At 73.2% G+C, this 22,133-nt stretch carries 17 protein-coding genes; 4 read left to right on the forward strand and 13 right to left on the reverse strand.

Annotation, left to right across the window (positions count from 1 at the left end; translation table 11 throughout):
- Window positions 1-73 precede the first annotated feature (73 nt).
- The 3 genes from GQS52_RS23985 to GQS52_RS23995 form a co-directional block, all read right to left on the reverse strand.
- On the reverse strand, window positions 74-1,171 hold the full coding sequence (locus tag GQS52_RS23985; protein WP_182315452.1) for a glutamate--cysteine ligase: 1,098 nt from the start codon (window positions 1,169-1,171) through the stop codon (window positions 74-76).
- 55 nt (window positions 1,172-1,226) lie between these two features.
- A complete protein-coding gene (locus GQS52_RS23990; RefSeq protein WP_182315454.1) occupies window positions 1,227-2,948 on the reverse strand; it encodes a RecQ family ATP-dependent DNA helicase in 1,722 nt (573 codons plus the stop codon).
- A 66-nt stretch (window positions 2,949-3,014) separates the two neighbouring features.
- Window positions 3,015-3,434 carry a CBS domain-containing protein gene (locus tag GQS52_RS23995; protein WP_182315456.1) on the reverse strand — a complete coding sequence of 140 codons (420 nt, stop codon included), beginning with the start codon at window positions 3,432-3,434 and terminating at the stop codon, window positions 3,015-3,017.
- Between the two features lie 342 nt (window positions 3,435-3,776).
- Here GQS52_RS23995 and GQS52_RS24000 point away from each other — a divergent pair, with 342 nt between their 5' ends.
- Entirely contained in the window at window positions 3,777-5,045 is a 1,269-nt protein-coding gene (locus GQS52_RS24000; RefSeq protein WP_182315458.1) for an FAD-dependent oxidoreductase, read from the forward strand.
- A 54-nt stretch (window positions 5,046-5,099) separates the two neighbouring features.
- On the opposite strand, the gene GQS52_RS24005 is transcribed toward GQS52_RS24000, so the two are convergent.
- Window positions 5,100-7,481 carry a SpoIIE family protein phosphatase gene (locus tag GQS52_RS24005; RefSeq protein WP_182315460.1) on the reverse strand — a complete coding sequence of 794 codons (2,382 nt, stop codon included), beginning with the start codon at window positions 7,479-7,481 and terminating at the stop codon, window positions 5,100-5,102.
- Window positions 7,482-7,767: 286 nt separating this feature from the next.
- On the opposite strand from GQS52_RS24005, the gene GQS52_RS24010 reads away from it, so the two are divergent.
- Window positions 7,768-9,399, forward strand: coding sequence for a GMC oxidoreductase (locus GQS52_RS24010; protein ID WP_182315462.1), 1,632 nt, complete (start codon window positions 7,768-7,770; stop codon window positions 9,397-9,399).
- A 37-nt stretch (window positions 9,400-9,436) separates the two neighbouring features.
- Here GQS52_RS24010 and GQS52_RS24015 read toward each other — a convergent pair whose 3' ends face one another.
- The 7 genes from GQS52_RS24015 to GQS52_RS24045 all read right to left on the reverse strand — a co-directional run bounded on the left by GQS52_RS24015 (window position 9,437) and on the right by GQS52_RS24045 (window position 18,082).
- Window positions 9,437-9,880 carry a response regulator gene (locus tag GQS52_RS24015; protein ID WP_259370941.1) on the reverse strand — a complete coding sequence of 148 codons (444 nt, stop codon included), beginning with the start codon at window positions 9,878-9,880 and terminating at the stop codon, window positions 9,437-9,439.
- Window positions 9,877-11,613: a sensor histidine kinase gene (locus GQS52_RS24020; RefSeq protein WP_220472790.1), complete on the reverse strand. Its 1,737-nt coding sequence runs from the start codon at window positions 11,611-11,613 to the stop codon at window positions 9,877-9,879. The genes GQS52_RS24015 and GQS52_RS24020 overlap by 4 nt, the downstream gene beginning before the upstream one ends.
- A 14-nt stretch (window positions 11,614-11,627) precedes the next feature.
- Complete coding sequence (locus tag GQS52_RS24025; RefSeq protein ID WP_182315464.1) at window positions 11,628-12,896, reverse strand: SpoIIE family protein phosphatase; 1,269 nt, start codon at window positions 12,894-12,896, stop codon at window positions 11,628-11,630.
- Window positions 12,897-13,151: 255 nt separating this feature from the next.
- A complete protein-coding gene (locus GQS52_RS24030; protein ID WP_182315465.1) occupies window positions 13,152-13,814 on the reverse strand; it encodes a hypothetical protein in 663 nt (220 codons plus the stop codon).
- A 50-nt stretch (window positions 13,815-13,864) separates the two neighbouring features.
- On the reverse strand, window positions 13,865-16,108 hold the full coding sequence (locus GQS52_RS24035; protein WP_182315467.1) for a DUF6571 family protein: 2,244 nt from the start codon (window positions 16,106-16,108) through the stop codon (window positions 13,865-13,867).
- 72 nt (window positions 16,109-16,180) lie between these two features.
- Window positions 16,181-16,618: a hypothetical protein gene (locus GQS52_RS24040; protein WP_259370942.1), complete on the reverse strand. Its 438-nt coding sequence runs from the start codon at window positions 16,616-16,618 to the stop codon at window positions 16,181-16,183.
- A gap of 249 nt (window positions 16,619-16,867) precedes the next feature.
- Window positions 16,868-18,082, reverse strand: coding sequence for a hypothetical protein (locus GQS52_RS24045; protein WP_182315469.1), 1,215 nt, complete (start codon window positions 18,080-18,082; stop codon window positions 16,868-16,870).
- A 508-nt stretch (window positions 18,083-18,590) separates the two neighbouring features.
- On the opposite strand from GQS52_RS24045, the gene GQS52_RS24050 reads away from it, so the two are divergent.
- Entirely contained in the window at window positions 18,591-19,094 is a 504-nt protein-coding gene (locus GQS52_RS24050; RefSeq protein ID WP_182315471.1) for a GNAT family N-acetyltransferase, read from the forward strand.
- Window positions 19,095-19,414: 320 nt separating this feature from the next.
- Here GQS52_RS24050 and GQS52_RS24055 read toward each other — a convergent pair whose 3' ends face one another.
- Both GQS52_RS24055 and GQS52_RS24060 read right to left on the reverse strand, forming a co-directional pair.
- Window positions 19,415-20,062 carry a hypothetical protein gene (locus GQS52_RS24055; RefSeq protein ID WP_182315473.1) on the reverse strand — a complete coding sequence of 216 codons (648 nt, stop codon included), beginning with the start codon at window positions 20,060-20,062 and terminating at the stop codon, window positions 19,415-19,417.
- An 82-nt stretch (window positions 20,063-20,144) separates the two neighbouring features.
- Entirely contained in the window at window positions 20,145-21,425 is a 1,281-nt protein-coding gene (locus GQS52_RS24060; RefSeq protein WP_182315475.1) for an MFS transporter, read from the reverse strand.
- A 103-nt stretch (window positions 21,426-21,528) separates the two neighbouring features.
- Between GQS52_RS24060 and GQS52_RS24065 the strand changes: the two genes are divergently transcribed.
- Window positions 21,529-22,086, forward strand: a complete 558-nt coding sequence (locus tag GQS52_RS24065; RefSeq protein WP_182315477.1) for a winged helix-turn-helix domain-containing protein — start codon at window positions 21,529-21,531, stop codon at window positions 22,084-22,086.
- Window positions 22,087-22,133 lie beyond the last annotated feature (47 nt).

Below are 22,133 nucleotides of genomic sequence, written 5' to 3' on the forward strand. Positions count from 1 at the left end.
TTTGACACCACGGCGCGGTGTGCGGCCGGTGTGCACGGGTGCCGCGGCGGGAGCGGTCCTCCGCGCCGCCCGTTCAGGAAGCGGTGGTGCCGGTCACGAGCAGGTCGACCAGGGCCGGCACGCCCCCCTCGTGCAGGGTCCGGCGCTGCCGGGCGGCCGGGGTGCCCTCCGTCAGGAGACGGTGGACCAGGGAGGCGACCTGCCGGTCGTCGCCGCTCTCCTCCAGGGCGGGGGAGATGTGCTCCACGAGCCGGCACACCACGTCGCCGGCCCGGCGCCGCCGCCCCTCCAGGGGGTCGATGAGGACGTCGTCCAGTCCGTACCGGGCGGCCTGCCAGGTGGCGGCGTTGAGGAACTCGTGCGTGGGGGTGGGGAAGGGCGTGCCCGCCTTCTCCTCGCGCAGGGCCGTGGCGACGAGCGCGCGCACGATCCCCGCGAACATGACCGCGTCCTCGGCCCGCAGCTGCACGTCCAGGGCCCGCACCTCGATGGTGGGGTAGCGATCGGAGGGGCGGACCTGCCAGTACAGCTGGCCCCGGTCGCGGACGAGGCCGCCGGCCAGCAGGGCCTGGACCCGCCGCTCGTAGTCCACCGCGTCGGTGAACAGCGGCGGCTGGCCGCTGACCGGCCAGCGGCCGAACACCAGGGTGCGCCAGCTGGCGAAGCCGGTGTCGTGCCCGAACCACAGCGGGGAGTTGCCCGCCATGCCCACCAGGACGGGCAGCCACGGGCGGAGCCGGTTCATCACACCGATCGCGGTGCTGCGCTCGGCCACCGCCACGTGCACGTGCATGCCGTTGATCAGCTGCTCGTCGACCAACTGCGGGGCGTCCGAGCACATGGCCCGGTACCTGGGCTTGTCCGTCACCGGGAACGGCACCGGGCCGGCCAGGGGCGCCGTCCCCGAGGCGGCGATCCGGCACCCGGCCCTCTCCGCCGCCTCGCCGACCGCGTGCCGCAGCCGCAGCAGGTGCCCGCCGACCTCGTCCAGGGTCTCGCAGACGGGGGTGGCGATCTCCACCTGCACCTGGAGCAGCTCGGCCTGGACCTCGTGGGCGCTCAACGCCGCCTGCCCGCCGACCGAGGCCCGGACTTCCTCTGCCATCGGTACGGGCATTCCGCTGTGCGGGTCGATGAGCAGGTACTCCTCCTCGACCCCGAAGGTGGTCACATCTCGCGGATACCCTGCCCGTTCCCGGCCAATCGCGGCCCGTCACTCCGGTCCGTCACTCCGGTCCGGCGGACGGGCCGGCCACCGGCACGAGCAGTCCCCGGCCGACCACGGCGGCCAAGGACAGGGTGCGGTAGCCCACCGAGTCGAACAGGACGGTGACGCGGTCCCGCTCCGCGCCGAGCACCGTGCCCTCCCCCCACCGCCGGTGCCGCACCCGCGCCCCGGTGCGGAAGGCGTGCCCGCCGGGCTCCGGCCCCGTCCCCCGCCCGGGCCAGGCCTCCCGCCGGGGCCGCGCGGTGCGGCCCTCCCGCACGGCCGCACCGCAGTTGTCGCAGTTGCCGCAGGGGGCCTCGTAGTCCTCGCCGAAGTAGCCGAGGAGGTAGCGGCGGCGGCAGCCGGTGGTCTCGGCGTAGCCGCGCATCATCTCCACCCGGGACCGGCCCAGGCTGCGCCGTGCCTCGGCGAGCCCGGCCGCGCGGGCGGCGGCCTCCGCGGGCGGCAGGTCCCCGGCGGGCAGCAGACCGCCCCCGGCGGTGGTGGTGACCGCCCCGGCCTGCTCCAGGAGGCCGACCGCCGAGGTGAGGCGGTGCGCCGACAGGCCGGTCTCCTCCAGCAGGCGTGTCGGTGACAGCGGCGCGTCGCAGGCGTGGACCCGGGAGGCGACGTCGGCCAGGGCCGCGGTGTCGGGGTGCCCGGAGGCGAAGAACTTCTGCAGGGCGAGGTCTTCGGGACGGTAGTGCAGGACGGCGGTCGCGGGGGCGCCGTCGCGGCCGGCCCGGCCGATCTCCTGGTAGTAGGCGTCGGGCGATCCGGGCGCGGAGGCGTGCAGGACGAACCGCACGTCGGGCTTGTCGATGCCCATGCCGAAGGCGGAGGTGGCGACGACCACGTCCACGCCGCCGTCGAGGAACGCCCCGTGCACGCGTGAGCGTTCGGCGGGGGGCAGCCCGGCGTGGTAGGCGGCGGCGTGCAGGCCGGCCGCCGCCAGTTCCGCGGCGCAGGTCCCGGCGTCCTTGCGGGTGGCGGTGTAGACGATGCCGGGACCGTGCTGCGCGGCGGCCCGTTCCACCACGGCCCGGCGCTTGCCGCGGTCGTCGGTGAAACGGCGCACCTCCAGGTACAGGTTGGGCCGGTCGAACCCGGCCACGACCTGCGCGGGACGCTCCATGCCCAGGCGCCCGGCGATCTCCTCCCGCACGGGAGGGGACGCGGTGGCGGTCAGGGCCAGCACCACCGGGCGGCCCAGGCGGCGCACCACCTGCCCCAGCCGCAGGTAGTCGGGGCGGAAGTCGTATCCCCACGAGGAGACGCACTGGGCCTCGTCCACCACGAACAGCGACGGCCCGGCCCGCGCCAGCCGCTCCACCACCTCGTCCTTGGCGAGCTGCTCGGGTGCGAGGAAGAGGTACTCGACGTCCCCGGCGCGCACCGCCTCCCACGCCGCCGCGGTCTCCCCGCCGGTGCGGGCGGAATTCACGGCGACCGCCCCGGGCGCGTGACGCCGGTGGAGTGCTTCGACCTGGTCCCGCTGGAGGGCGATCAGGGGGGAGACCACCACGGTGGGGCCGGGGAGCAGCAGCGCGGGCACCTGGTAGACGGCGGACTTGCCGGCCCCGGTGGGCATGACCACCAGGGTGTCGCGCCCGGCGAGGACGTGCTCCATGGCCTCGAGCTGGCCCGGGCGCAGCCGGCTCCAGCCGAAGACCTCGGCGGCGGCCCTCCCGAGCCGCCCGGCGGGGTCGGCGTGCTCGGCGGGTGCGGCGGTCCCGGCCACGGCTGCTCCTCGCCTCCCCCGCTCCTCGCCGCCGGAGCCCGGCCCCCGGCGGCCGGGCCCGTGCCGTCAGTGGTTGGGTCCGGCGGCACTGATGCCGGACAGGGCGGCGCCCTCGTCGCGTTCGACGGCCAGGTCGCCGAGCGCGACGATGCCCACCGGGCGCCCGTTCTCCACCACCGGCAGGCGGCGCACGGCACGGGTGCGCATCAGCTCCTCGGCCGTGGCGACGTCGTCGTCGGGGGAGACCGTGACCAGCGATCCGCTGCACGTGCCGTGCATGGTGGTCTCGCCCCCGTACTCGCCCTCGGCCAGGACGCGGACGACCAGGTCGCGGTCGGTGACCAGCCCGCACAGCCGGTCGCCGTCGACGACCAGGACCGCGCCGATGTTCTCGTCGCGCATCAGCCGGGCCACCTCGGTGACCGAGGTGTGCGCGGGCACGGTCACCGGGTCGGTGGTCATGATGTCGCGGATTCGCTGGGCCATGGCTTCCCCTCGGCAGTCGGTCGGGACACGGGGCGTTCCTCGTCCGCCCGCTCCTGGCGCGTGCCCGCTCCCGGGGCGGAAATGCCGGTCCGCGGCAGTTCACGGCGGTTCACGGCGGTTCGCGGAGGTCCGCGGAGATTCGCGGCGGTTCCGTGATGTTTCGCAGCGGCTCGCAGCGGCTGGAGGTGGTTCGCGTCCTGCGCTGCGGGCCCCGTCCGGGCGCGGGACCCGCAGCGCCCGGACGGGAGCGGCCGGACGGGGTGACCGGTCCGGCGGCGGGGGAAGGCTGTACGCGGGGGAGGCGGGCACAGGGCCCGCACAGCCGGGAGTCAGGAGTTCGCCGTGACCGTTGAGGGGACCACCACCTGTGCCGTCTCCGGGGGAGGGCCTGCAGGGATCATGCTCGGCCTGCTGCTGGCCCGCGCCGGGGTGGAGGTGACCGTCCTGGAGAAGCACCGGGACTTCCTGCGGGACTTCCGCGGCGACACGGTGCACCCGTCCACCCTGGAACTGCTGGACGAACTCGGGCTGGCAGAGGCGCTGGAGGCACTCCCGCACCGGAAGCTGACGGCGGTGCGCATGGGCACCCGGGACCGGGCGCTGGTCGAGGCCGACCTCGGCCTGTCCTCCTCCCGGTACAGGTACCACCACATCGCGATGATCCCGCAGTGGGACTTCCTCGACCTGCTCGTCGCGCACGCCCGCCGCTATCCGACCTTCCGGCTGCTGATGGGCGCCGAGACGCTCGGCCCGATCCGGCAGGGGCCGGCCGTGCGCGGCCTGCGGTACCGGGACGCCGACGGGGAGCACGAGCTGCGCGCGGTGCTGACGGTGGCCGCCGACGGCCGCCGCTCCGACCTGCGGGCGGCGGCCGGCATGGTGCCGCGCGAGCTGGGCGCCCCCATGGACGTGCTGTGGCTGCGCCTGTCCCGCAGGCCCGGGGACCGCGAGGGCGTGGCGGGGTTCCTCGGCAAGGGCGAGATGGCCGCCGCCGTCGACCGCGGGGACTACTGGCAGGTCGCCTTCGTCATCCCCAAGGGCTCCCGCGAGAAGGTCCGCGCCCAGGGGCTGGAGACGCTCCGCGGCCGCGTGGCCGCCCTGGTGCCGATGCTCGCCGACCGCGTGCACGAGCTCGACGACTGGGAGAAGGTGGCGTTCCTGGAAGTGGGGCTCGACCGGCTCCCGCGCTGGGACCGGCCCGGGCTGCTGGCCATCGGGGACGCCGCGCACACCATGTCGCCGATCGGCGGGGTCGGCATCAACCTCGCGGTGCAGGACGCGGTCGCCGCGGCCAACCTGCTGGCCGGGCCGCTGTACCGGGCGCAGGCCGACCCCCGCCGCTTCGAGCGCACCCTCGACCCCCTGCTGGTGCGGCGCGTGCAGCGCCGCCGGTCCCTGCCCACCGTCGGCACCCAGCTGGTGCAGCAGATGGTGCAGCGCCGGGTGATCGGCAGGGTCCTCGACGAGGGGGAGGAGCCGCGGCTGCCGGCCCTGCTGGGCACCCCTCTCGGGAGCCGGCTTCTCTCCCGGGTCTTCGCCCGGATCATGCTGTACGGCCTCCTGCCCGAGCACGTCCGCACTCCCGAGCGCACTGTTTCCTCCGGAGGCTGACCGGAGCCGCGGGGGCGCCGCCCCGGCCGGGTGCCGTCGGCGGCTCCCCGCCGGTCAGGCGCCGTCGGCGGCTGCCGCCTCCGGGGGCGGTGCGGTGCGGCGCACGAGCAGCACGGCGATGTCGTCGTGCTGCCGGGAGAGCACGGGTGCCACGAGCCGGTCGGCGATGCCTTCCAGGCCGCGGCGTCCCCTGCCGCCCGCGTCCGCCCGGTCCGCCTCCCCGGACGCCCGGACGAGCCTCCGCGAGAGGTCGGCGACCGCCTCGGTGTAGTCCCGGCCGTGCTGCTCCACCAGGCCGTCGGTGTAGAGGAGCAGCGTGGTGCCGGGGGGCAGGGTGCGCTCGGTGACGGGGTACCGGTCGTCGGAGTCGTAGCCCCACGGCAGGCCGCCGGGGTCGTCCAGCTCCCGCACGCCGCCGTCCGGATCCAGCATCAGCACGTAGGGGTGGCCCGCGCGCACCGTGCGGAAGCAGCCCGCTCCCGGGTCGACCTCCACCAGGCAGCAGGTGGCGAGCAGGTCGGTGTCCAGGGCGCACAGGGTGCGGTTGCCGCGGCTCATCAGCTCGGCCGGCGGGTGCCCCTCCTCGGCGTGGGCGCGCATGGCCGTGCGCAGCTGTCCCATCACCGCCGCGGCCTGCGCGCTGTGCCCCTGCACGTCACCGATGACCAGGGCGACCCGCCCGCCCGGAAGCGGCAGCACGTCGTACCAGTCGCCGCCCACCTCCATGCCCTCCGAACCCGGCAGGTAGCGGGCGGCCACCTCCAGGCCGGGCAGGTCGGGGATGCGCTGGGGCAGCATCATCCGCTGCAGCTCGGTCATCTGGGCCCGCCGCGCGTCGAACAGGCGGGACCTGGCCAGCGACTGGGCCAGGATGCCCGCCACCGCCGTGCACACCATCCGGTCGTCGGTGGTGAACGTGCGCGGCGCGTCGAAGGAGATGACGCACCCTCCCGTCAGGCCGTCCGCGGTGGACAGCGGCAGGATGGCCCAGGCGTGCCGGCCCGGGGGCGGCTCCAGGCTTCTCTCGGGGAAGGCCGTGCGGAACTCGTCGAGGTTCCCGGCGAACACCGGTTCCCCCTTCTCCAGGCGGGTGCGGGAGAGGCGCGCGAGCTCGAGGTCGTCGGTGGAACGCAGCCACTCCAGTCCTTCGTCGGAGTACCCCCGGGCGCCGATCAGCCGGGTCCGGCCGTACCGCACGACGTAGACCGCCAGGTCGCGCGCGCCCAGGGCGGGCAGCACCGTCTCGGCCGTCGTGTCGAGGACCTCCCGGGTCGACAGGGCGGCGGCGTAGCCCCGGGTGACGTCGATGACGAATTCGTTGCGCTCCTGGCGCCGCGTCTCGTACTCGTGCTCGGCGGTGCGGTCCCGGGCGACCCCGATGATCTTCCGGGGCCGTCCCTGGGCGTCGCGCACCAGGCGGCCCTCGGTGCCGAGCCGGCGGACCGTCCCGTCCGGCAGGACGATCCGGTGCGCGTTGCGGTAGCTCCCCGTGGTGAGGCTCTCGTCCACGGCCTTCAGGAAGGCCGCGCGGTCCTCGGGGTGGATGGCCGCGAACAGCGTCTCGAAGCGCTCGTCGTACGTGTCCGGGTCGATGTCGAACAGGTGGCACAGGCTGTCGTCGCCCGTCACCCGGCCCGTGTCGAGGTCCCAGTCGAAGGAGCCGATGCCGGAGAAGGACATCGCCATCTCCAGGACGGCGGCCCGGCTGTGGGAGCGGATCGTGTGCTCCGCCGGAATTCCCCGCGGCGCCCCGTTCCCCGGCTCTCCGTCCCCGGACGTCCCGCGGTCCGGTTCTCCGCGGCCCGGTCCTCCGCTGTCCGGCTCCTCACCACCCGGGTCCCTGCGGGGCCCGGGCTTCCCGCCCTCCAGCCCCTCGTGCTGCTTCGGCTCCGGCACGGGGAGGCCCGTGACGGGGTCGTCCGGGCCTTCGGGCAGCAGCTCCGCGGTCCGGTGGGCGCACAGCGCCGCGACGGCCTCCAGCACCGCCAGGTCGGACCCGGCCGGCGGCCCCGGGGTGCGCATCCACAGGAACAGGGCGCCCACGCAGCGCTCGCCGAGCAGCAGGGGGAGGGCGAAGTACCCGTCGCTGATGTACACCGGGATCCGCTCCCGCACCGCCACGGGGGCCGGCAGCTCCGAGTCGGCCGGGATCAGGTGGTACGGCTCGAACAGGTCCTCCTCGAAACCGACGATCGCGACCAGGCGCAGCCGGCCGTCGCCCCGGAGGACGTACAGGGCGCCGCAGCCGTCCGTGATCCCGGCCAGGCCCGTCTCCACGGCGGCGGACAGCAGGGTGTGCAGGTCCGGGCTGCCCAGCAGCCGGACGACGGTGTCCGCGGGCACCGCGGCGTCCTGCGCCGAGGTGCCGTCCGGGCGCGCGTCGTCCGGGCGCGGTGCCCCGGTGTTCCCGTCGGGTGCTCCGGACGCTGCGGACATGGCGTCTTCCTCGGCCTCGACCGGAACGCGCCCCGCCGGACCGGGCCGGGCTGCCCCGGCCGGTGCGGGCGGCGCCCGTTCCCTGCTGTAGCCATGCTCCCGCGAAGCGGCCGATCGTGCACGGGCCGCGCACGGCCCGGGGAAGTCCTGCGGCCGCTTGCGGAGATCCTGTGTGCGCGAGGGACGGGCCGGAGGCGGCCGTGAAATCGTGATCGCGCCGCTACCGAGAGTCATCGGACCGGTGGTGTGCCCGTTCCTGTTCGGCCCGTACCCCTGGAGCACCGCAGTGCCGTTCGCACCCTCCTTCTCCCGCCGCCGCCTGCTGGGCCTGGCGGCCCTCCGGTTCGCCGCCGGCGCCGGTCTGGCCACCGTCGCCGCACCCGCCTGGGCCGCCCCCCGCCCCCGGGGGCCGGAGGACGCCTACCCCGCCGTGGTGGTCGGCTCCGGCTACGGCGCCGCGGTGGCGGCCCTGCGCCTGGGCGAGGCGGGGGTGCGCACCCTGGTGCTGGAGATGGGCCGGCTGTGGAACGAGGCCGGGCCGGACGGCAGGGTCTTCTGCCGGATGACCGCCCCCGACCGGCGGTCCATGTGGTTCAAGCGCCGGACCGAGGCCCCGCTGTCGAGCATGCTCTGGCTCGACGTGGTCGACCGGGACATCGCCCCGTACCCCGGCGTACTGGACAGGGTCAACTTCGAGCACATGTCCGTCTACGTCGGGCGCGGACTGGGCGGCGGCTCCCTCGTCAACGGGGGCATGGCCGTCGCCCCCTCCAGGCGGTACTTCGAGAAGGTCTTCCCCGGCGTCGACGCGGGCGAGATGTACCGGACCTACTTCCCCCGCGCCGCCTCCGCCCTCGGGGTGAACTCCGCCGACCCGGACTGGCTCGGGCGCAGCCCCCACTACCGGTACGCCCGCGTCGGCCGCGACCAGGCCCACAACGCCGGCCTGTCCACGGTCCACGTGCCCAACGTCTACGACTTCGGCTACATGGAGCGCGAGGAGAGGGGCGAGGTGGCCCGGTCCGCCCTCGCCGGGCAGGTCATCTACGGCAACGACCACGGCAAGCGCAGCCTGGACAAGACCTACCTGGCCGCCGCCCTCGGGACCGGGAACGTCACCGTCCGCACCATGCACCGGGTCGACGCGGTCCGGCAGGAGCGCGACGGCGGCTACGTGCTGTCCGTGGAGGAGATCGACACCGCGGGCAGCACGGTGGCCGTGCACGAGATCGCCTGCCGCCACCTCTTCCTCGGCGCGGGCAGCCTGGGCACCACCGAACTGCTGCTGCGCGCCCGGGACACCGGCGCCCTGCCCGGCCTCGGCGAGGAGGTGGGCACCGGGTGGGGCACCAACGGCAACGTCATGGCGGCCCGCGCCAACCACGCCTGGAACCCCACCGGCTGCAAGCAGTCGTCGATCCCCGCGCTGGCGGTCGACGACTGGGACAACCCCGTCCACCCGGTCTTCGCCGAGATAGCCCCCGTGCCCGCGGGCATCGAGACCTGGATCAGCCTCTACCTGGCCATCACCGAGAACCCCGAACGCGGCACCCTGTACCGCGACCCGGCCACCGACCGGCTGGGACTGCGCTGGACCCGCGACCAGAACCAGCCCTCGGTCACGGCCGCCAAGTCGCTGCTCGACCGGATCAACAGGGCAAACAGGACCGTCTACCGGTACGACCTGTTCGGCGACGACCGGGCCTTCGCCGACGACTTCTGCTACCACCCGCTGGGCGGCTGCGTCCTGGGGAAGGCCACCGACGGCCACGGCCGGGTCCGCGGCCACCGCAACCTGTACGTCACCGACGGCTCGCTGATCCCCGGCTCCGTCGGGGTCAACCCCTTCGTCACCATCACCGCCCTGGCCGAGCGCAACCTCGCCCGCATCGTCGCCGAGGACGTCCTGGGCCGCTGACACGAGCGGCAGCCGGCCCGTCCCGGACGGGCCGGCGTCAGCGGCCGGGGAGCTTGACGACGGTGACGAAGAACTGGTCGATCTGCCGGATCGCGGAGACGAACTGGTCCAGGTCCACCGGCTTGGTCACGTACGCGTTGGCGTGCAGCTTGTAGCTGCGCAGGATGTCCTCCTCGGCGGAGGACGTGGTCAGCACCACGACCGGGATGCTGGCCAGCTCCGGGTCCGACTTGATCTTCTCCAGCACCTGGCGGCCGTCGTACTTGGGCAGGTTCAGGTCCAGCAGGACCAGGTCGGGGCGCGGCGCGGAGGCGTGCTCGCCGCGCCGGTAGAGGAAGTCCAGCGCCTCCAGACCGTCGCGGACCACGTGCAGGGTGTTGCCGATCCGGTTGTCCTCGAACGCCTCACGCGTCATCAGCTCGTCACCGGGGTCGTCCTCGACCAGGAGTACCTCGATCGGCTGGATGCCGGTGGTGTTCACGCGGGGGTCCTCTCGCTGCTGCTGCTGCTGTTGCTGCCGGGGGCGCCGTCGGCGCGGCTGTCACGGTTGTCGGGGCTGTCGGGGCTGTCGGGGCTGTCGGGGTCGTCGCCGCGGTTTTCGCCGCCGCCGCCGTCGCCTGCCGGAAGCCCGGTGGTGGTGCGGGGGAGGGTGAAGACGATGCGGGCCCCGTCGGTGTACCCGGTGTCGAGCCAGATCCGGCCCCCGTGGTACTCGACGATCTTCTTGCACAGGGCCAGGCCGATGCCGGTGCCCCCGTACACGTCGCGCTGGTGCAGGCGCTGGAAGATCACGAAGACCTTGTCGGCGAACTCCGCGCCGATGCCGATGCCATTGTCGGTGACGGAGAAGCGCCACTCCCCGCCGTCCTCCTCGACCCGGACCGACACCCGCGGCGCCCGCTCCGGGGAGCGGAACTTCACCGCGTTGCCGACCAGGTTCTGCCACAGCATCGTCAGCAGCGTCGGGTCGCCGACGACCCGCGGCATCTCCCCGGGCCGCTCGACGACGGCCCCGGACTCCTCGACCGCGGCGGCCAGGTTGCCCAGCGCCTTGTCCAGGACCGACCCCAGCTCCACCGGCTCCTGCCCGTCGTGCAGCCGGCCCACCCGGGAGAAGGTGAGCAGGTCGTTGATGAGCACCTGCATGCGCTTGGCGCCGTCGACGGCGAAGGCGATGTACTGGCCGGCCCGCTCGTCGAGCTGGTCGCCGTACCGCTTCTCCAGCAGCTGGCAGAACGACGCCACCTTGCGCAGCGGCTCCTGCAGGTCGTGCGAGGCCACGTAGGCGAACTGCTCCAGCTCCGCGTTGGAACGCCGCAGCTCCACCGTCTGGGAGTCCAGGTCGGCGGCCTGCCGGGCCAGGACGTCCTGCTGGTGCCGGGACCCCTCCAGCGCGGACATCAGCCGGGTGCGCATGCCCTCGACGTCCGCGGCCACGGCCTGGATGTCCGCCGGCCCGTGGGGCGTGATCCGCTGCTCGAACGCACCGTCGGCCACCGCCCGGGTGGAACGCCGCAGGTTCCGCAGGGGCCGCGCCACCGCGTACTGCAGCAGCACCCCCATGGACACGGCCACCACCAGGAACGCCACCAGCATCCCGGCCAGCACCATGTCGCGCATGGCGCGCGTGCGGTCCAGCTCCGCCCGGCCCTCCGCGCGGGCCCGGGCCAGGTCCGCGTTCTGCGTCGCGAACGCCTCGCGGACCAGGCCGAACTCCCGGTCGCCCGTGCGCACCGCGTCCTCGTCGGCGGCCTGCGTGCCCTCGCGCTCCACCCGGTCGACCAGCGGGTCGGCGTAGGCGCGCCGCCACTCCTGCCCGGCCCGCCGCACGGCGGTCGCGTCCGCGAGCAGCTCCTCCTCGCCCTTCAGCAGCTTCCGCAGCCGCTCGTAGGACGAGCGTTCCGCGGCGATCCCGTCGGTGTAGGGCTCGAGGAATTCGCTGTCGCCGGTCAGCGCGTACCCGCGCAGTCCCGTCTCCTGGTTCAGCAGCGCCGCCTGCATCCGGTAGGCCTCGGTGCGGGCGGGGGAGATCCGGTCCACCAGCCGGTCCGACACGTGCGCGGTGCGCTGGAGCAGCCCCGCGCTCACCACGGAGACCACCACCACCAGCACCCCGATGACGGCGAGCACCAGCGAGTACCACCCGCGCACCGACAGCCGGTGCCGGAACTCTTTGGGCCCGGCCTTCTCGCGCCCGGCCTCGTCACGCTCCAAGGCGTGCACTCCCCTCACGACCACTCCACCTGCACCACGGCCACGTCGTCGGCGAGCCCGCCGCCGACGGCGCACACCGCCTCAGCCTTCTCGATCACCGCGTCCACGAACCGGACCCCGGGCAGCGCGGCGTGCTCACGCGCCAGCTCCAGCAGCCCGTCCTCGCCCAGCCGAGCCGCCCCCGAGGCGGACGTCCGCCCCTCGAACAGCCCGTCGGTGAACATCACCAGGGAGCCGCCGTCAGGCACCTCCACCCGGCCGCACGGCCACTGCGCCAGACCGGGCAGCAGACCCAGCGCCGGCCCGAACTCCGGCTCCACCAGGTCGACCCTCCCGCCCCCGCCGCGCACCAGCACCCCCGGATGCCCGGCCCGCCACACCTGCGCACCGCGCTCGCCGGGACGGATCACCACCGCGCACACCGTGGCGAAGATCTCCGGCCCGGACCGCTCGGCCAGCAGCATCCGCTCCAGCAGGGCCAGCGCGCTGCCACCCGTGGTCCCGCTGAGCACCGCGGTCCGCCAGGCGATCCGCAGGCACACGCCCAGCGCGGCCTCGTCCGGGCCGTGCCCGGACACGTCGCCGACGATGGCGTGCACCGACCCGTCGTCGGCCTCGACCACGTCGTAGAAGTCCCCGCCGAGCAGCGCCTGCGCCCGCCCGGGCCGGTAGCGCGCCGACACCCGCACCCGCCGCGACGGCAGCAGCGGCTCGGGCAGCAGCCCCCGCTCCAGCCGGACGTTCTCCTGCGCCCGCAACTGCTCGGCCTGCAGCGCGGCGGCGTAGCGCTCGGCCTGCTTGCGGTGCATCGCGTACCGCAGCGCCCGACCGAAAAGCTCGGGCTCCACCGCGCCCTTGATCAGGTAGTCCTGGGCCCCGGCCGCCACGGCGGCCGCCCCGGACTCCTCCTCGGCCAGACCGGTGAGCACTACCACCGCCGCCGTCCCGGCGGCCCGCAGCACCCGGTCCAGGGCGGCCGCGCCGCTCCCGTCGGGCAGGTGGAGGTCGAGCAGCACGCACTGGGGCGGCTCCTGCGCCAGAGCCTTCTCGGCACCGGCCAGCGTGGTCACCCACGTGATGTCGGCCTCGACCCCGCTGTCCAGCAGGAGTTCCTCGACCAGCAGCGCATCACCGGCGTCGTCCTCGACCAGCAGCAGCCGGGGGCGGGGGGAACCTCCGGAGGCCGCCGGCACGGCGTGCGCTCCCACGGTGTCGAGCCCTGTCGTCGTGACGGCCTCTTCCGGGTCCGCCGCGGGCACGGGGCCCGGTTCCACCTGACGCATCCACCGTCCTGTTCCGCTAGACAACGCCCCGTGCGGGGCGTGCGCCCCGTAAAAAATCTTCCCACACCGGGCCGGCGCACCTGCGCGGCCCGGTGGTTCCTCGTGGGCAACGGACGGAGAAAAGGGGAAATTCCCAGATCAAAGAGGGTGCAGGGGTTATGTGGGTCACAATGGGGTACCTCGGGTTGCGCTGGACGAAGGCGGGGGCCAGGACGATGTCCTGGCCCCCGCCTTCGGGTGTTTCCTCGCGGATCCTCAGGAGGCAAACCCGGGAGAGTCGTCGGGAGCAGGTGCGGGGCTCAGGCACCCGACCTTGAGAATGGAGTGGGAGGCGACCAGGGAGGCGATGCCGGCGATGGTGAGGCGCTGCTCGTCGGAGTCGCCGTCGGAGGCGCCGGGGGCCGTGACCGTGACGCTCAGGTGGACGTTCTTGCCGCCGGGCAGCCTGCAGGGCAGGCGCAGGGCCGCGCTCGAGTCGCCGGACAGGGCCGTGTAGTCCTTCCCCTCCAGACCTTCAGGAGCCCTGTTGATGACGATATCCAGGGGCCTCTCCCGACCCAGAAGGAGTTCTCGTCTCCTGGTCTCCTCCAGCCAAGTGTCCTTGTCCGCAGTGGTGACTCGGACCCTCGCATGGAGTTGCAACTCCCCGTCCGCGAAGACCGTGCAGCCAAGCCAGTGGTCGTCACCCCGACCCGTCTCTTCGAACTCCGTGGTGATGATCCGACGCCCGGTGAGGGTGTTCTGCGGAATGAAACCCATGTCGAAGGAGGAGAGGATCCGGCCGCAGGCCCGATGGTAGGGGGCACCGGTACCGCGGAAAGGGAGGAAGCGGTCCCCGGCGAGCGTCCCCGCTGCCAGGCAGAGGACGACGACGAGGGTGGTGGTCAGGCGTTTTCGACCGGCAGGGCTCAGAATCATAGGCACCTCGGAGGGGGACGGCGGGCGGAAGCGGACGTGTGATCGGCTGCTCAGGGCGAAGGGTTGGCGCCGAGGTCGAGGGCGTACAACTCGAGATTGCTCATGGCATTGACATAACCGCTGTCCAACCCGTTGCTCACTGCTGTGCCGGTTTCTGCCTCGTTGAGGCCGGCGCCGGCCTCCTGGCTCGCACGCAGGGCGGCATCACCGGTGACTGCCATGTAGGAGTTCTTGCGGCTCTCTGCTTCTCCGCCCGCGCTGTAGACGACTTCACCGGACTTGTCCCTCGTGGCGCCGGAGACGAAGGCGTCGATGACCTGACCGCTCACTGTTCCGGCCACGCCTCCGATCACCGCTCCGCCGACGGGGGAGGCGATACCGGCCGTTCCCGCACCTATGCCGATGCCGACGCCCATCTTCGCCCAGTCCCCCGCAGCCTTGAGGCTGTCGTTGAACTCCTTGTCGTCGGCGACCTTCTCGTTGACGACCGCGTCGTTGCGGGCAATGCCGATGATGCCTTCGATCTCCGCCCCGCCCGTGCTGATCTTCTCGACCTTCTCGGCGGCGGAGATGTCGTACGCGTCCGGGTGCTGGAGGTGGTACTCCAGCAGGGAACTGGTGTACTGGGTCTGGCCGTAGTTGATGGCCGCGTGGCCATCGGGGTCCTGGCCGACCGTGTACAGGAACCGTGTGGCGTCCTGTTCGCTGATGTGCGCCCGTTCGCTGTCGCCCATGGGGTACAGGGCGTCGACCTTGCTCTCCTTGTTGGCCAGGGCGTAGTTGATGTCCGGCATGTACTCCGCCGACATGCGGCCCAGGCTGTCCTGCATGCCGTCGTGGGCGAGTTCGGGGTCCTTGGAGACCTTCGTGATGATCTCCGAGGTGAGGTCGGCCTGTGCGCGGGTGTGCTCGGGGAGGGGGCTGGGGATCGGCGCGTCGTAGGCGTGGCCGGTGGTGGCGGCCTCCAGGGCGTGGCCGAGGTTGTCGTAGCCGCCGCCTTCCTCGGAATGGCCCGTGTACCCGGCGCCCTTCGGCCAGTGGCGGTCCTTCATCAGGTAGTCGAGGTGGTCGACCTTCTCGCCGTCGACGGTGGAGTCGGAGGAGAGGAACTTGTTGGCGGCCTCGGGGTTGTGGCCCAGGGCCTCCATGAACCCGGTCATGGGGTCGAGGGCGCCGATGTTGGTCGAGCCGAGGGCGCGGGTGCCGTTCCCGCCCCAGTGCGCGTCGGGGTTCATGCCGCCCCGGGCGCTGCGCTGCTCGGAGGTGATGATCTCGGTGCCGAAGTCCTGGAGGAAGCCGGTGTCCCACTTGCCCTCGGCCATCAGGCTGCCGGTGAGCTGGTAGCCGCTGAGGCCGTAGGGGGAGTGGGTGGGGTTGGCGTTGAAGTCGCGGTTGCCCGCGGCGAGGAGGTCTTCCTGGAACTTGGTGACGGCCGGGTCCGGCGATCCCTTGTCGTCGGACGTGGTCGCCGTGCCGATGGTGACGCCCAGGTTCCTCTTGAACTTCTCGAGCTCGGCGAGCTCCTTCTTGGAGAGCTGGGTGCCGGGGGGAGGGCTGAGGAGCTCGTTGTACTTCTCGAGGGTGTTCTCGGCGCCGGTGCGGGTGGTGAACCGGCGGGCGAACTCGGGGTCGTTTTTGTTGGCGGAGAGGAGCTGGTTGAGCTCGGTGAGCTCGGAGTTGCTCAGCCTCCCCTCCTTCTTCATCAGCTGCGACGCCCGGTCGGCCTCGACGGCGTCGAGGCTGGTGTAGGTGCTGGTGTTGAAGGAGTTGTCGTTCTCGCCGTTGGCGTCGCGCTCCAGTGCGGAGGACGCGGCGGCGTCGGCGGCGGTGGCCAGCTCGATCACCCGGTTGATCCGGGACTCCAGGGAGTCCAGCTTCTCCTTGCGCTCGGTGGCGAAGCCCGGGGCGGCGGAGGCGGTGGGGCTGTCCCAGCGGGAGTCGACGTCCTCGATCACGCCCTTGTCGGAGATGCGGAAGTCGTCCGCGGACGCCTCCTCGACCAGGGCCTTCAGCTGCTTCTGGCAGGCGGAGAACTCGGTGTGGGCGTCCTGCAGCAGCTTGGCGATGCGCCCGGCCTCGGTGGCGGCGTCCTTGTACTGCGTGCGGGCCTTCGCCATGGTGGCGAACGCCGCTTCGGCGGCCTCGCCCTCCCAGTGGCCCTCGAGGTGTTTGATGACGCGGCGGTTGAACTCGTCGTGCAGGCTCTCGTACTTGGCGGGCAGCGCCTTCCAGGAGGCGGCTGCGGTGGCCAGCGGGCCGAGGTCGGCCTCTTTGAGGTAGACGAAGGACGGCATGTGCGGTGGCTCCTCTGCGCCGGACGGGCGTCCGGTTCCGTTCCGGTTTCCGGTCTCCTGCGTGCTTCCGGCTTACCCGAAGGGGGAGTTGATCGCGTTCATGCGGGCCCGTTCCTCCTGCTCGGCGCGGGTGTACTGGCCGGTGGTGGCGTGGAGCTTGTCGCTGATCTCCTGCAGCATGCTCTTGAGGTTGGCGACCTGCATGCCCCAGCGGACGTCCATGGTCATCAGGGAACCGGCGGTCTGCCAGGAGCCCGCGTCGGGCATGCCCCCGGCGGTGTGCTTGTTGAGCCCCCTGACGGCGCTCTGGGTGTCGTCGTCGGCGGCGTTGTCGACGTTCTCCGTGTCACCGCGCAGTTCCACCAGCGCATTGGACGCCTGGTTCATCCGCGCGGTGTCGGCCTTGGTGATTCCCGCGGAACCCCCGCCGCCTCCGCCCTGGTCCGCGGCGGAGTTCAACCGCATCCGGGTGGTCTCGTTGCTCTGCGGCCCGTCGAAGGGCGTGCTCATCCCTCACTCCGTCCCCGTTGACACCCGTGCATGGCATGGATGCTTCAATCCGTGCAGCTTACAAGGCGAACGCTAGGCCCTTCGGGGGCCGAGGAGTTCGGCTTGGGCGTTCCTTTGCAGGGTTCACGTGGGCGGCGTCCTCCGGACCGGCCGGCCCGGTCGGACGGACCGGGGACGGGGAAGAGGTGAGGGGATCCGAGTGACAGGACCCCGGCGAGGACCTTCTTGCCTGTTCAGTTCCGTGCCGATTCATGCCGCGCGGCCGTCGACGGTGATCGACGCGGCGCCGGACGCGGTGGTGGTCGCGGTGGCGTTCCGGCAGTCGCGGCACAGGGCGTGAGTGTGGGAGCGGTGGGCGCGGTCGCAGCCGTCGCAGTTGATCAGCGGGGCGACGGAAGGGCGTTCCTTCCGGCCCTCCCCGTCCTGCCCGTCCTCCGGACCCGGCCGCCGGCCCGGTGCGGCCGGGCCCGGCCGCGAGGACGGGGGGACGTCCGGCGGGAGGTTGGCGGACAACCGGTAGGCGAGCAGGGCGGCCGGGCGGTGCTCGATCCGGTCGGGAAGGTTCCCGGACAGGGCCTCGGCGATCTGCCCCGGTGCGACGCCGCGTCGCAGCCACGCCCCGACGGCCGGGGCGAGCCGGGCGATCTCGGGTACCGACAGCAGCAGCCGGGGGTCCCTGTGCCGCAGTCCCGCGAGAACCCGCACCGCCTCCGGGGACACGTCCGCCAGCGCGTCGCCCACCGGCAGCGGCTCGGACGCGCGGCCTGCTCCGGGCGCTCCGGGCGTCCGTGCCCCTCGGGGCTCCCGCATGTGCGCGGGGGCTCGCCGTGCCCGCGCCTGCTTCCGGGCTCCGAGGCCGTGCGCGTGCGCCCTGGCCGGGTACGCCGGAATGCTGCGGCCGGCTGCCCCGTCCGGAGCTGTGTCCGCATTCGGGACCGCCTGTGCCGTCGTGTCCGCCGCCGCCTCCGCTGCGGTGTCCGCACGTTCCGCCCGGGGACCGGGCAGTGCCCGGTCGGCGGCAAGCCCCTGCCCGGCGGTGAACTTCCTCCCGGCAGGCGGGTGTTGCTCTGCTTCCGGCTGCCGCTGGCGCCGTTCGCGGGCGGCCTCGGCGCGCAGCCGCGGGTCGTTGTAGACGTAGGTGCGGGTACGCATCCTGCCTGCGGCGACGCGGACCACGACCCGTTCGAGGAAGCCGCGCTCCTCGAGTTCGTTGAGGGCGGCGGACAGGCACTTCTCGCCCTGCTTGAAGCGCAGGCGCAGAGCCTGGATGCTCACCGTCGTCCCCTCGGGGACGGCCATCAGGTAGGTGCCCAGTCCGATGACGACCAGGTCGTGGGCGTCCAGGGCGAGTTGGTTGGGGACGATCGTGAAGTCCGCACCGAGACGGCGGCGGATGTGGACGACACCGGCCCGGCACGGCTCCGCGGAGGCGCGCACGGGCGCAGTAGACTGCGCTCCAGTCATCGGGAAGGTCTCTTCTTCCTGGGTGATCAGACCCTCGCCCGGGACGGCCATCCCGGCGGGGGTCGTTCTCTGTCTGCGGTTGTGGCCGCGACGATACCCCGGCCGGTCCCCTCCCCGCGCCCGCGTCACCCGATGGGGTGATGGCGGTGATGCCTGGTCAGGTGGGCTGGGACAGGAAGTCCTTGGACCGGAGTCCTGGTTGGGCCCCGCGCCCCACCGGCCCTCGCTCCGCCGTGCCCCGGTCCCGCCCCACCGGCCCCCGGCGGAGCGGGCTCCGGCCGCGCCCGTGTTCGTACCCGGAGCGAGTGTGCGGGACGGCCCGCAGGGGCAGAATCCAACACTGATCGAGTCCGACGGCACACGGGCCGAGGTGTTTCAGGGCGACAGCCGACAGCCCGGGAAACGGTTTTTCCTCCGGGACGTGCTGGTCGACCGGATTCCCGGGGGCAGTGCTCCGGCTGTGTTTCACCGACCGACTTCGTAGTGATCAGTGGGGCAGGGTGGGGGCATGACTGCGTATGAGACGATGCCGTTCCACCTCGAGACCGAGCGGCTGACACTGCGGCCGTGGGCCGAGTCGGACGCCGCCGAGTTCTGTGCCCTCCTCTCCGAACGCGGCAAGGGAACCCCCACGGTCGAGCGGATCCGGACGTCCATCGCTGAGCTGCTCGCCGCGACGGCGACCACCGGGATCGCCCTGTTGCCCGTCCAGCGCCGTGCCGAAGGTGACTTCATCGGCTACTGCGGGCTGATCATCGGCCGTTCCACCCTGGAGGAGCCTGAGATCGCGTACGAGCTGTTCCGACGTGTGCACGGGCGCGGCTATGCCACCGAGGCGGCCGGCGCAGTGCTGAACGCCGCCGCCGCGACCGGGCGGAAACGGCTCTGGTCGACCGTCGGTGCGTGGAACGCGCCTTCGCTCCGTGTCCTTGAGAAGCTCGGGTTCGAGCGGGATCGCGTTTCCACGGAGGACAAAGGTGAAGTGGTCTGGCTGACACGCTCGTTGCCCTGACGCGAGAGCGCGCTCCCGGGGTTTCGAGCCCACATGATCGAGTGTGCCGGAGCCGGCCCGGTGGAACAGCAGCGGCAGTGGGCGAGTTCGCCGGTGGTGCGGTTGCGCCGGATCAGCAGCCGGCGGCTCGGGCCGACCTGCCTGGTCATCGAGCAGTCGTCACCGAGGTCCATGATGCTGTCGGAGGCGGGAGGCGGGAGGCGGGAGGCGGGAGGCGGGAGGCGGGAGGCGGGAGGCGGGAGGCGGGAGGCGGGAGGCGGGAGGCGGGAGGCGGCGTCGGACGGGCGGGCAGGGCGGTTCCGCCCGGGGTCGACTCCGGGTCAGCCCTGGGTCCAGAACACGATCGTGTCCGCGGTGTGGCCGTATTTCTGGGAGGCCTGCCACTCCTCGTGCTCCACGGTGAGCAGGTCGACGAGGTGTTCGGTGTCGTAGGTGAACTCGTCGCCCAGGCGGGGGAGTACGGCCGTGTAGGCGTCGGCGACGGCCTTGGCCCTGTCCAGGGGGAGGTGGCCGATGGCAGGGTAGCCGTCCATGGGGGCCGGGACGCGGTACGGGAGCAGGCCGGGCAGGTCCGCGTACAGGAACTCGTGCGGCAGCATGTCGGAGGGGACGCCCAGAGAGCGGAGTTCGTCGCCCATGAGGCCGAAGAAGGTGGACGGCTTGGAGTACACGCCCACGTCGACGGGGTCGGACCCGATGCACTCGATGACGGCCAGCAGCGCGGTGCAGTAGGCGTTGCCGGCGCAGTCGCCCGTCGCGTCGGCCCGGCCCGCGACGAGGTGCTCCAACGCCTCGGGGACGGTCAGCCCCCAGTCGACGCCCTGGTGGTCGAGACTGTGCTGGGCGGCCCGCGCCCGCTCGCGCGCGGTGTCCAGGACCTGCTTCTGCCGGTCGGTGAGTTCGCCTCCCCGTACGTACGAGAGGGTGCGGTTCAGATCGACCGTCTTCATGCTGATCACGTGGCTCATGCGGTCATGATCGCAAGCCCCACTGACACCTGTGGTCTCAACGCGACCGAAGAGAAAAGGAGTTGGCTCCGCAGAGCATTGCTCACCCTTTCTCCGCGGCACCGGCTCCGCGTGGCGGACGGTCCCGGCCCGGCCCGGCGGGCGGTGCGGCGGGCGCTGCGGCGGGCGGTGCGGTGCGAGTGCGGCCGGTGGCCACGAGCAGCGCGGCCGCGCCAAGGGCGACAGCGCCGGCCGCGAGGAGCTGCACCCGGTGGTCGAGGACGGCCACCATGGCCGTGCCCGCGAGGAGGGCGAGGCCGGTCGGCGCGAAGACCAGGGTGCTCGCGGTGGCCGCGACCCGGCCGAGCAGTTCACCCGGTGTTTCCTTCTGGACCGTGGTCATTGCGCCGATGAGCGGCCAGGGCAGGCCCAGCCCGACGAGCAGGCTGCCGCCCAGCACCAGGGAGACGGAACCGGTGGTCCGGGCCAGCGCGCCGAGGGCGAACACCGCGAGCCCGATCGCGGACAGGACGCGCGCCGGGACGCGGCGCAGGAGTGCGCCGACGGTCAGGCCGCTGACCACCGATCCGAGTGCCTGGACCGAGCCGAGGACGCCGGCGAACGCCGCGGGCCGGTGCAGTCCGACGTCGAGGAGCGCGTAGGTGGCCGTGCTGCTGAGGCTCGACGCCGTCATGGCGCAGCCGCCCGCGACGACCAGGGGACGCAGCCCCGTGTGCCGCCACAGGTGGCGGACGCCCTCCGCGGTCTCGGCGGCCCAGCTCCGCCGTGACCGGGGCGCAGGCGGGGCTTCACGCACGCGGATCAGGCTGAACGCGGCCGCGCCCAGGAGGAAGGACAGCGCGTTCAGCAGGGCGACGGCGGGCCCGCCCACAAGGGTGAACAGGCCCGCGCCGATCAGGGGGCCGAGCAGGCCGGTGCTCTCGATCGCGGTCCGGACCAGGCCGTTGAAGTCCCCGCGCACTTCGCCCGGAACGGCGGAGGCGATCAGTGCGGTCTCGGCGGCGTCCATGAGCACGGATCCCGTGCCCACCGCGGTCAGCACGGCGAAGAGCAGCCAGACGTCCTCCGGGGAGCGCACGGCGAGCGGCGACGTCATGACGGCGGCCAGTACCAGGCTCGTGGCGATCAGGAGTGTGCGGCGGCGCATCCGGTCGGCCAGGTTGCCGATGAACGGTCCCGCCAGGGTGGGTGCCCAGGCGCAGAAACCCGCCAGGGCGGCGAGGCTGCTGGAGCCGGTGAGCTCCTTCACCCAGACCCCGGAGGCCAGGAGCATGGCCGAGTCCCCGAAGCCGGAGACGATCACCCCCGCCAGATAGACACGGGCGTTGCGCTCCCGCAGCACCGTGAACAGACCCACAGCCATGCCGGCCCCCTCGGCGAACTCGTTCCAGGCTTCGGCACACTACCCCCAACCAAGTGGTTGGGGGTAGTGTGCCGCGGCGGCGGCATGCGCTTTACTGGCCGGTGTGACTGACGCGGACCCGGCCCTGAGGGCCCTCGCCCACCCCGTGCGGCTGCGGATGCTCTCGCTCATGTGGCCCGGACCGATGTCCGCCGCCGAACTCGCCCGTGAGCTGGACGTCTCGCACGCCCTGGCCAGCCGGCACCTGCGGCGCCTGGACGCCGCCGGCCTGGTGGAACTGGCCGAGGAACGCGTCCGCCGCGGAGGCCGGGAGCGCCGCTACCGCGCCGTCCGCGGCACCCCGCTGTCCGACCGCCGCGACGGGGCCCGGATGCTGGCCGCGGCCCTGGCCCACACCCTTCAGGAACGTGCCGCGCGCCGGGACCCGGACGGCGGGGGAGTGACGGTCGACGCGGAACTGTGGGTGGCGCCGGAGGCGTGGGAGGCGGCCCGGCAGCGGCTCGCCGACCTCGCGGACGAACTCCACGCCGCCGCGCGCCCGCCGCACACGCCCGGAACGGTCCCCGTGGGCATGAGCCTGATGGCCTTCCCCCTGCGGGAAGCACCGCACGCCGGCGACGGTGGGGAGCCGGAGCCGGAGCCGGAGGAGGCGGAGGAGTAGGAGGGGCGGCCCCGTCGCCGGAGGGGGAGCCCTCCGGCGACGGGGCC

The sequence above is a fragment of the Streptomyces sp. SCUT-3 genome (assembly GCF_014083985.1).
Classification (GTDB): domain Bacteria; phylum Actinomycetota; class Actinomycetes; order Streptomycetales; family Streptomycetaceae; genus Streptomyces_H; species Streptomyces_H thermolineatus.

Coding starts and splice junctions, on each gene's coding strand:
- GQS52_RS24050 (WP_182315471.1), top strand. CDS start 18,591: ATGACTGCGTATGAGACGATGCCGTTCCACCTCGAGACCGAGCGGCTG.
- GQS52_RS24025 (WP_182315464.1), bottom strand. CDS start 12,896: ATGCGTCAGGTGGAACCGGGCCCCGTGCCCGCGGCGGACCCGGAAGAG.
- GQS52_RS23995 (WP_182315456.1), bottom strand. CDS start 3,434: ATGGCCCAGCGAATCCGCGACATCATGACCACCGACCCGGTGACCGTG.
- GQS52_RS24060 (WP_182315475.1), bottom strand. CDS start 21,425: ATGGCTGTGGGTCTGTTCACGGTGCTGCGGGAGCGCAACGCCCGTGTC.
- GQS52_RS24035 (WP_182315467.1), bottom strand. CDS start 16,108: ATGCCGTCCTTCGTCTACCTCAAAGAGGCCGACCTCGGCCCGCTGGCC.
- GQS52_RS24045 (WP_182315469.1), bottom strand. CDS start 18,082: ATGACTGGAGCGCAGTCTACTGCGCCCGTGCGCGCCTCCGCGGAGCCG.
- GQS52_RS24055 (WP_182315473.1), bottom strand. CDS start 20,062: ATGAGCCACGTGATCAGCATGAAGACGGTCGATCTGAACCGCACCCTC.
- GQS52_RS24030 (WP_182315465.1), bottom strand. CDS start 13,814: ATGATTCTGAGCCCTGCCGGTCGAAAACGCCTGACCACCACCCTCGTC.
- GQS52_RS24040 (WP_259370942.1), bottom strand. CDS start 16,618: ATGAGCACGCCCTTCGACGGGCCGCAGAGCAACGAGACCACCCGGATG.
- GQS52_RS24005 (WP_182315460.1), bottom strand. CDS start 7,481: ATGTCCGCAGCGTCCGGAGCACCCGACGGGAACACCGGGGCACCGCGC.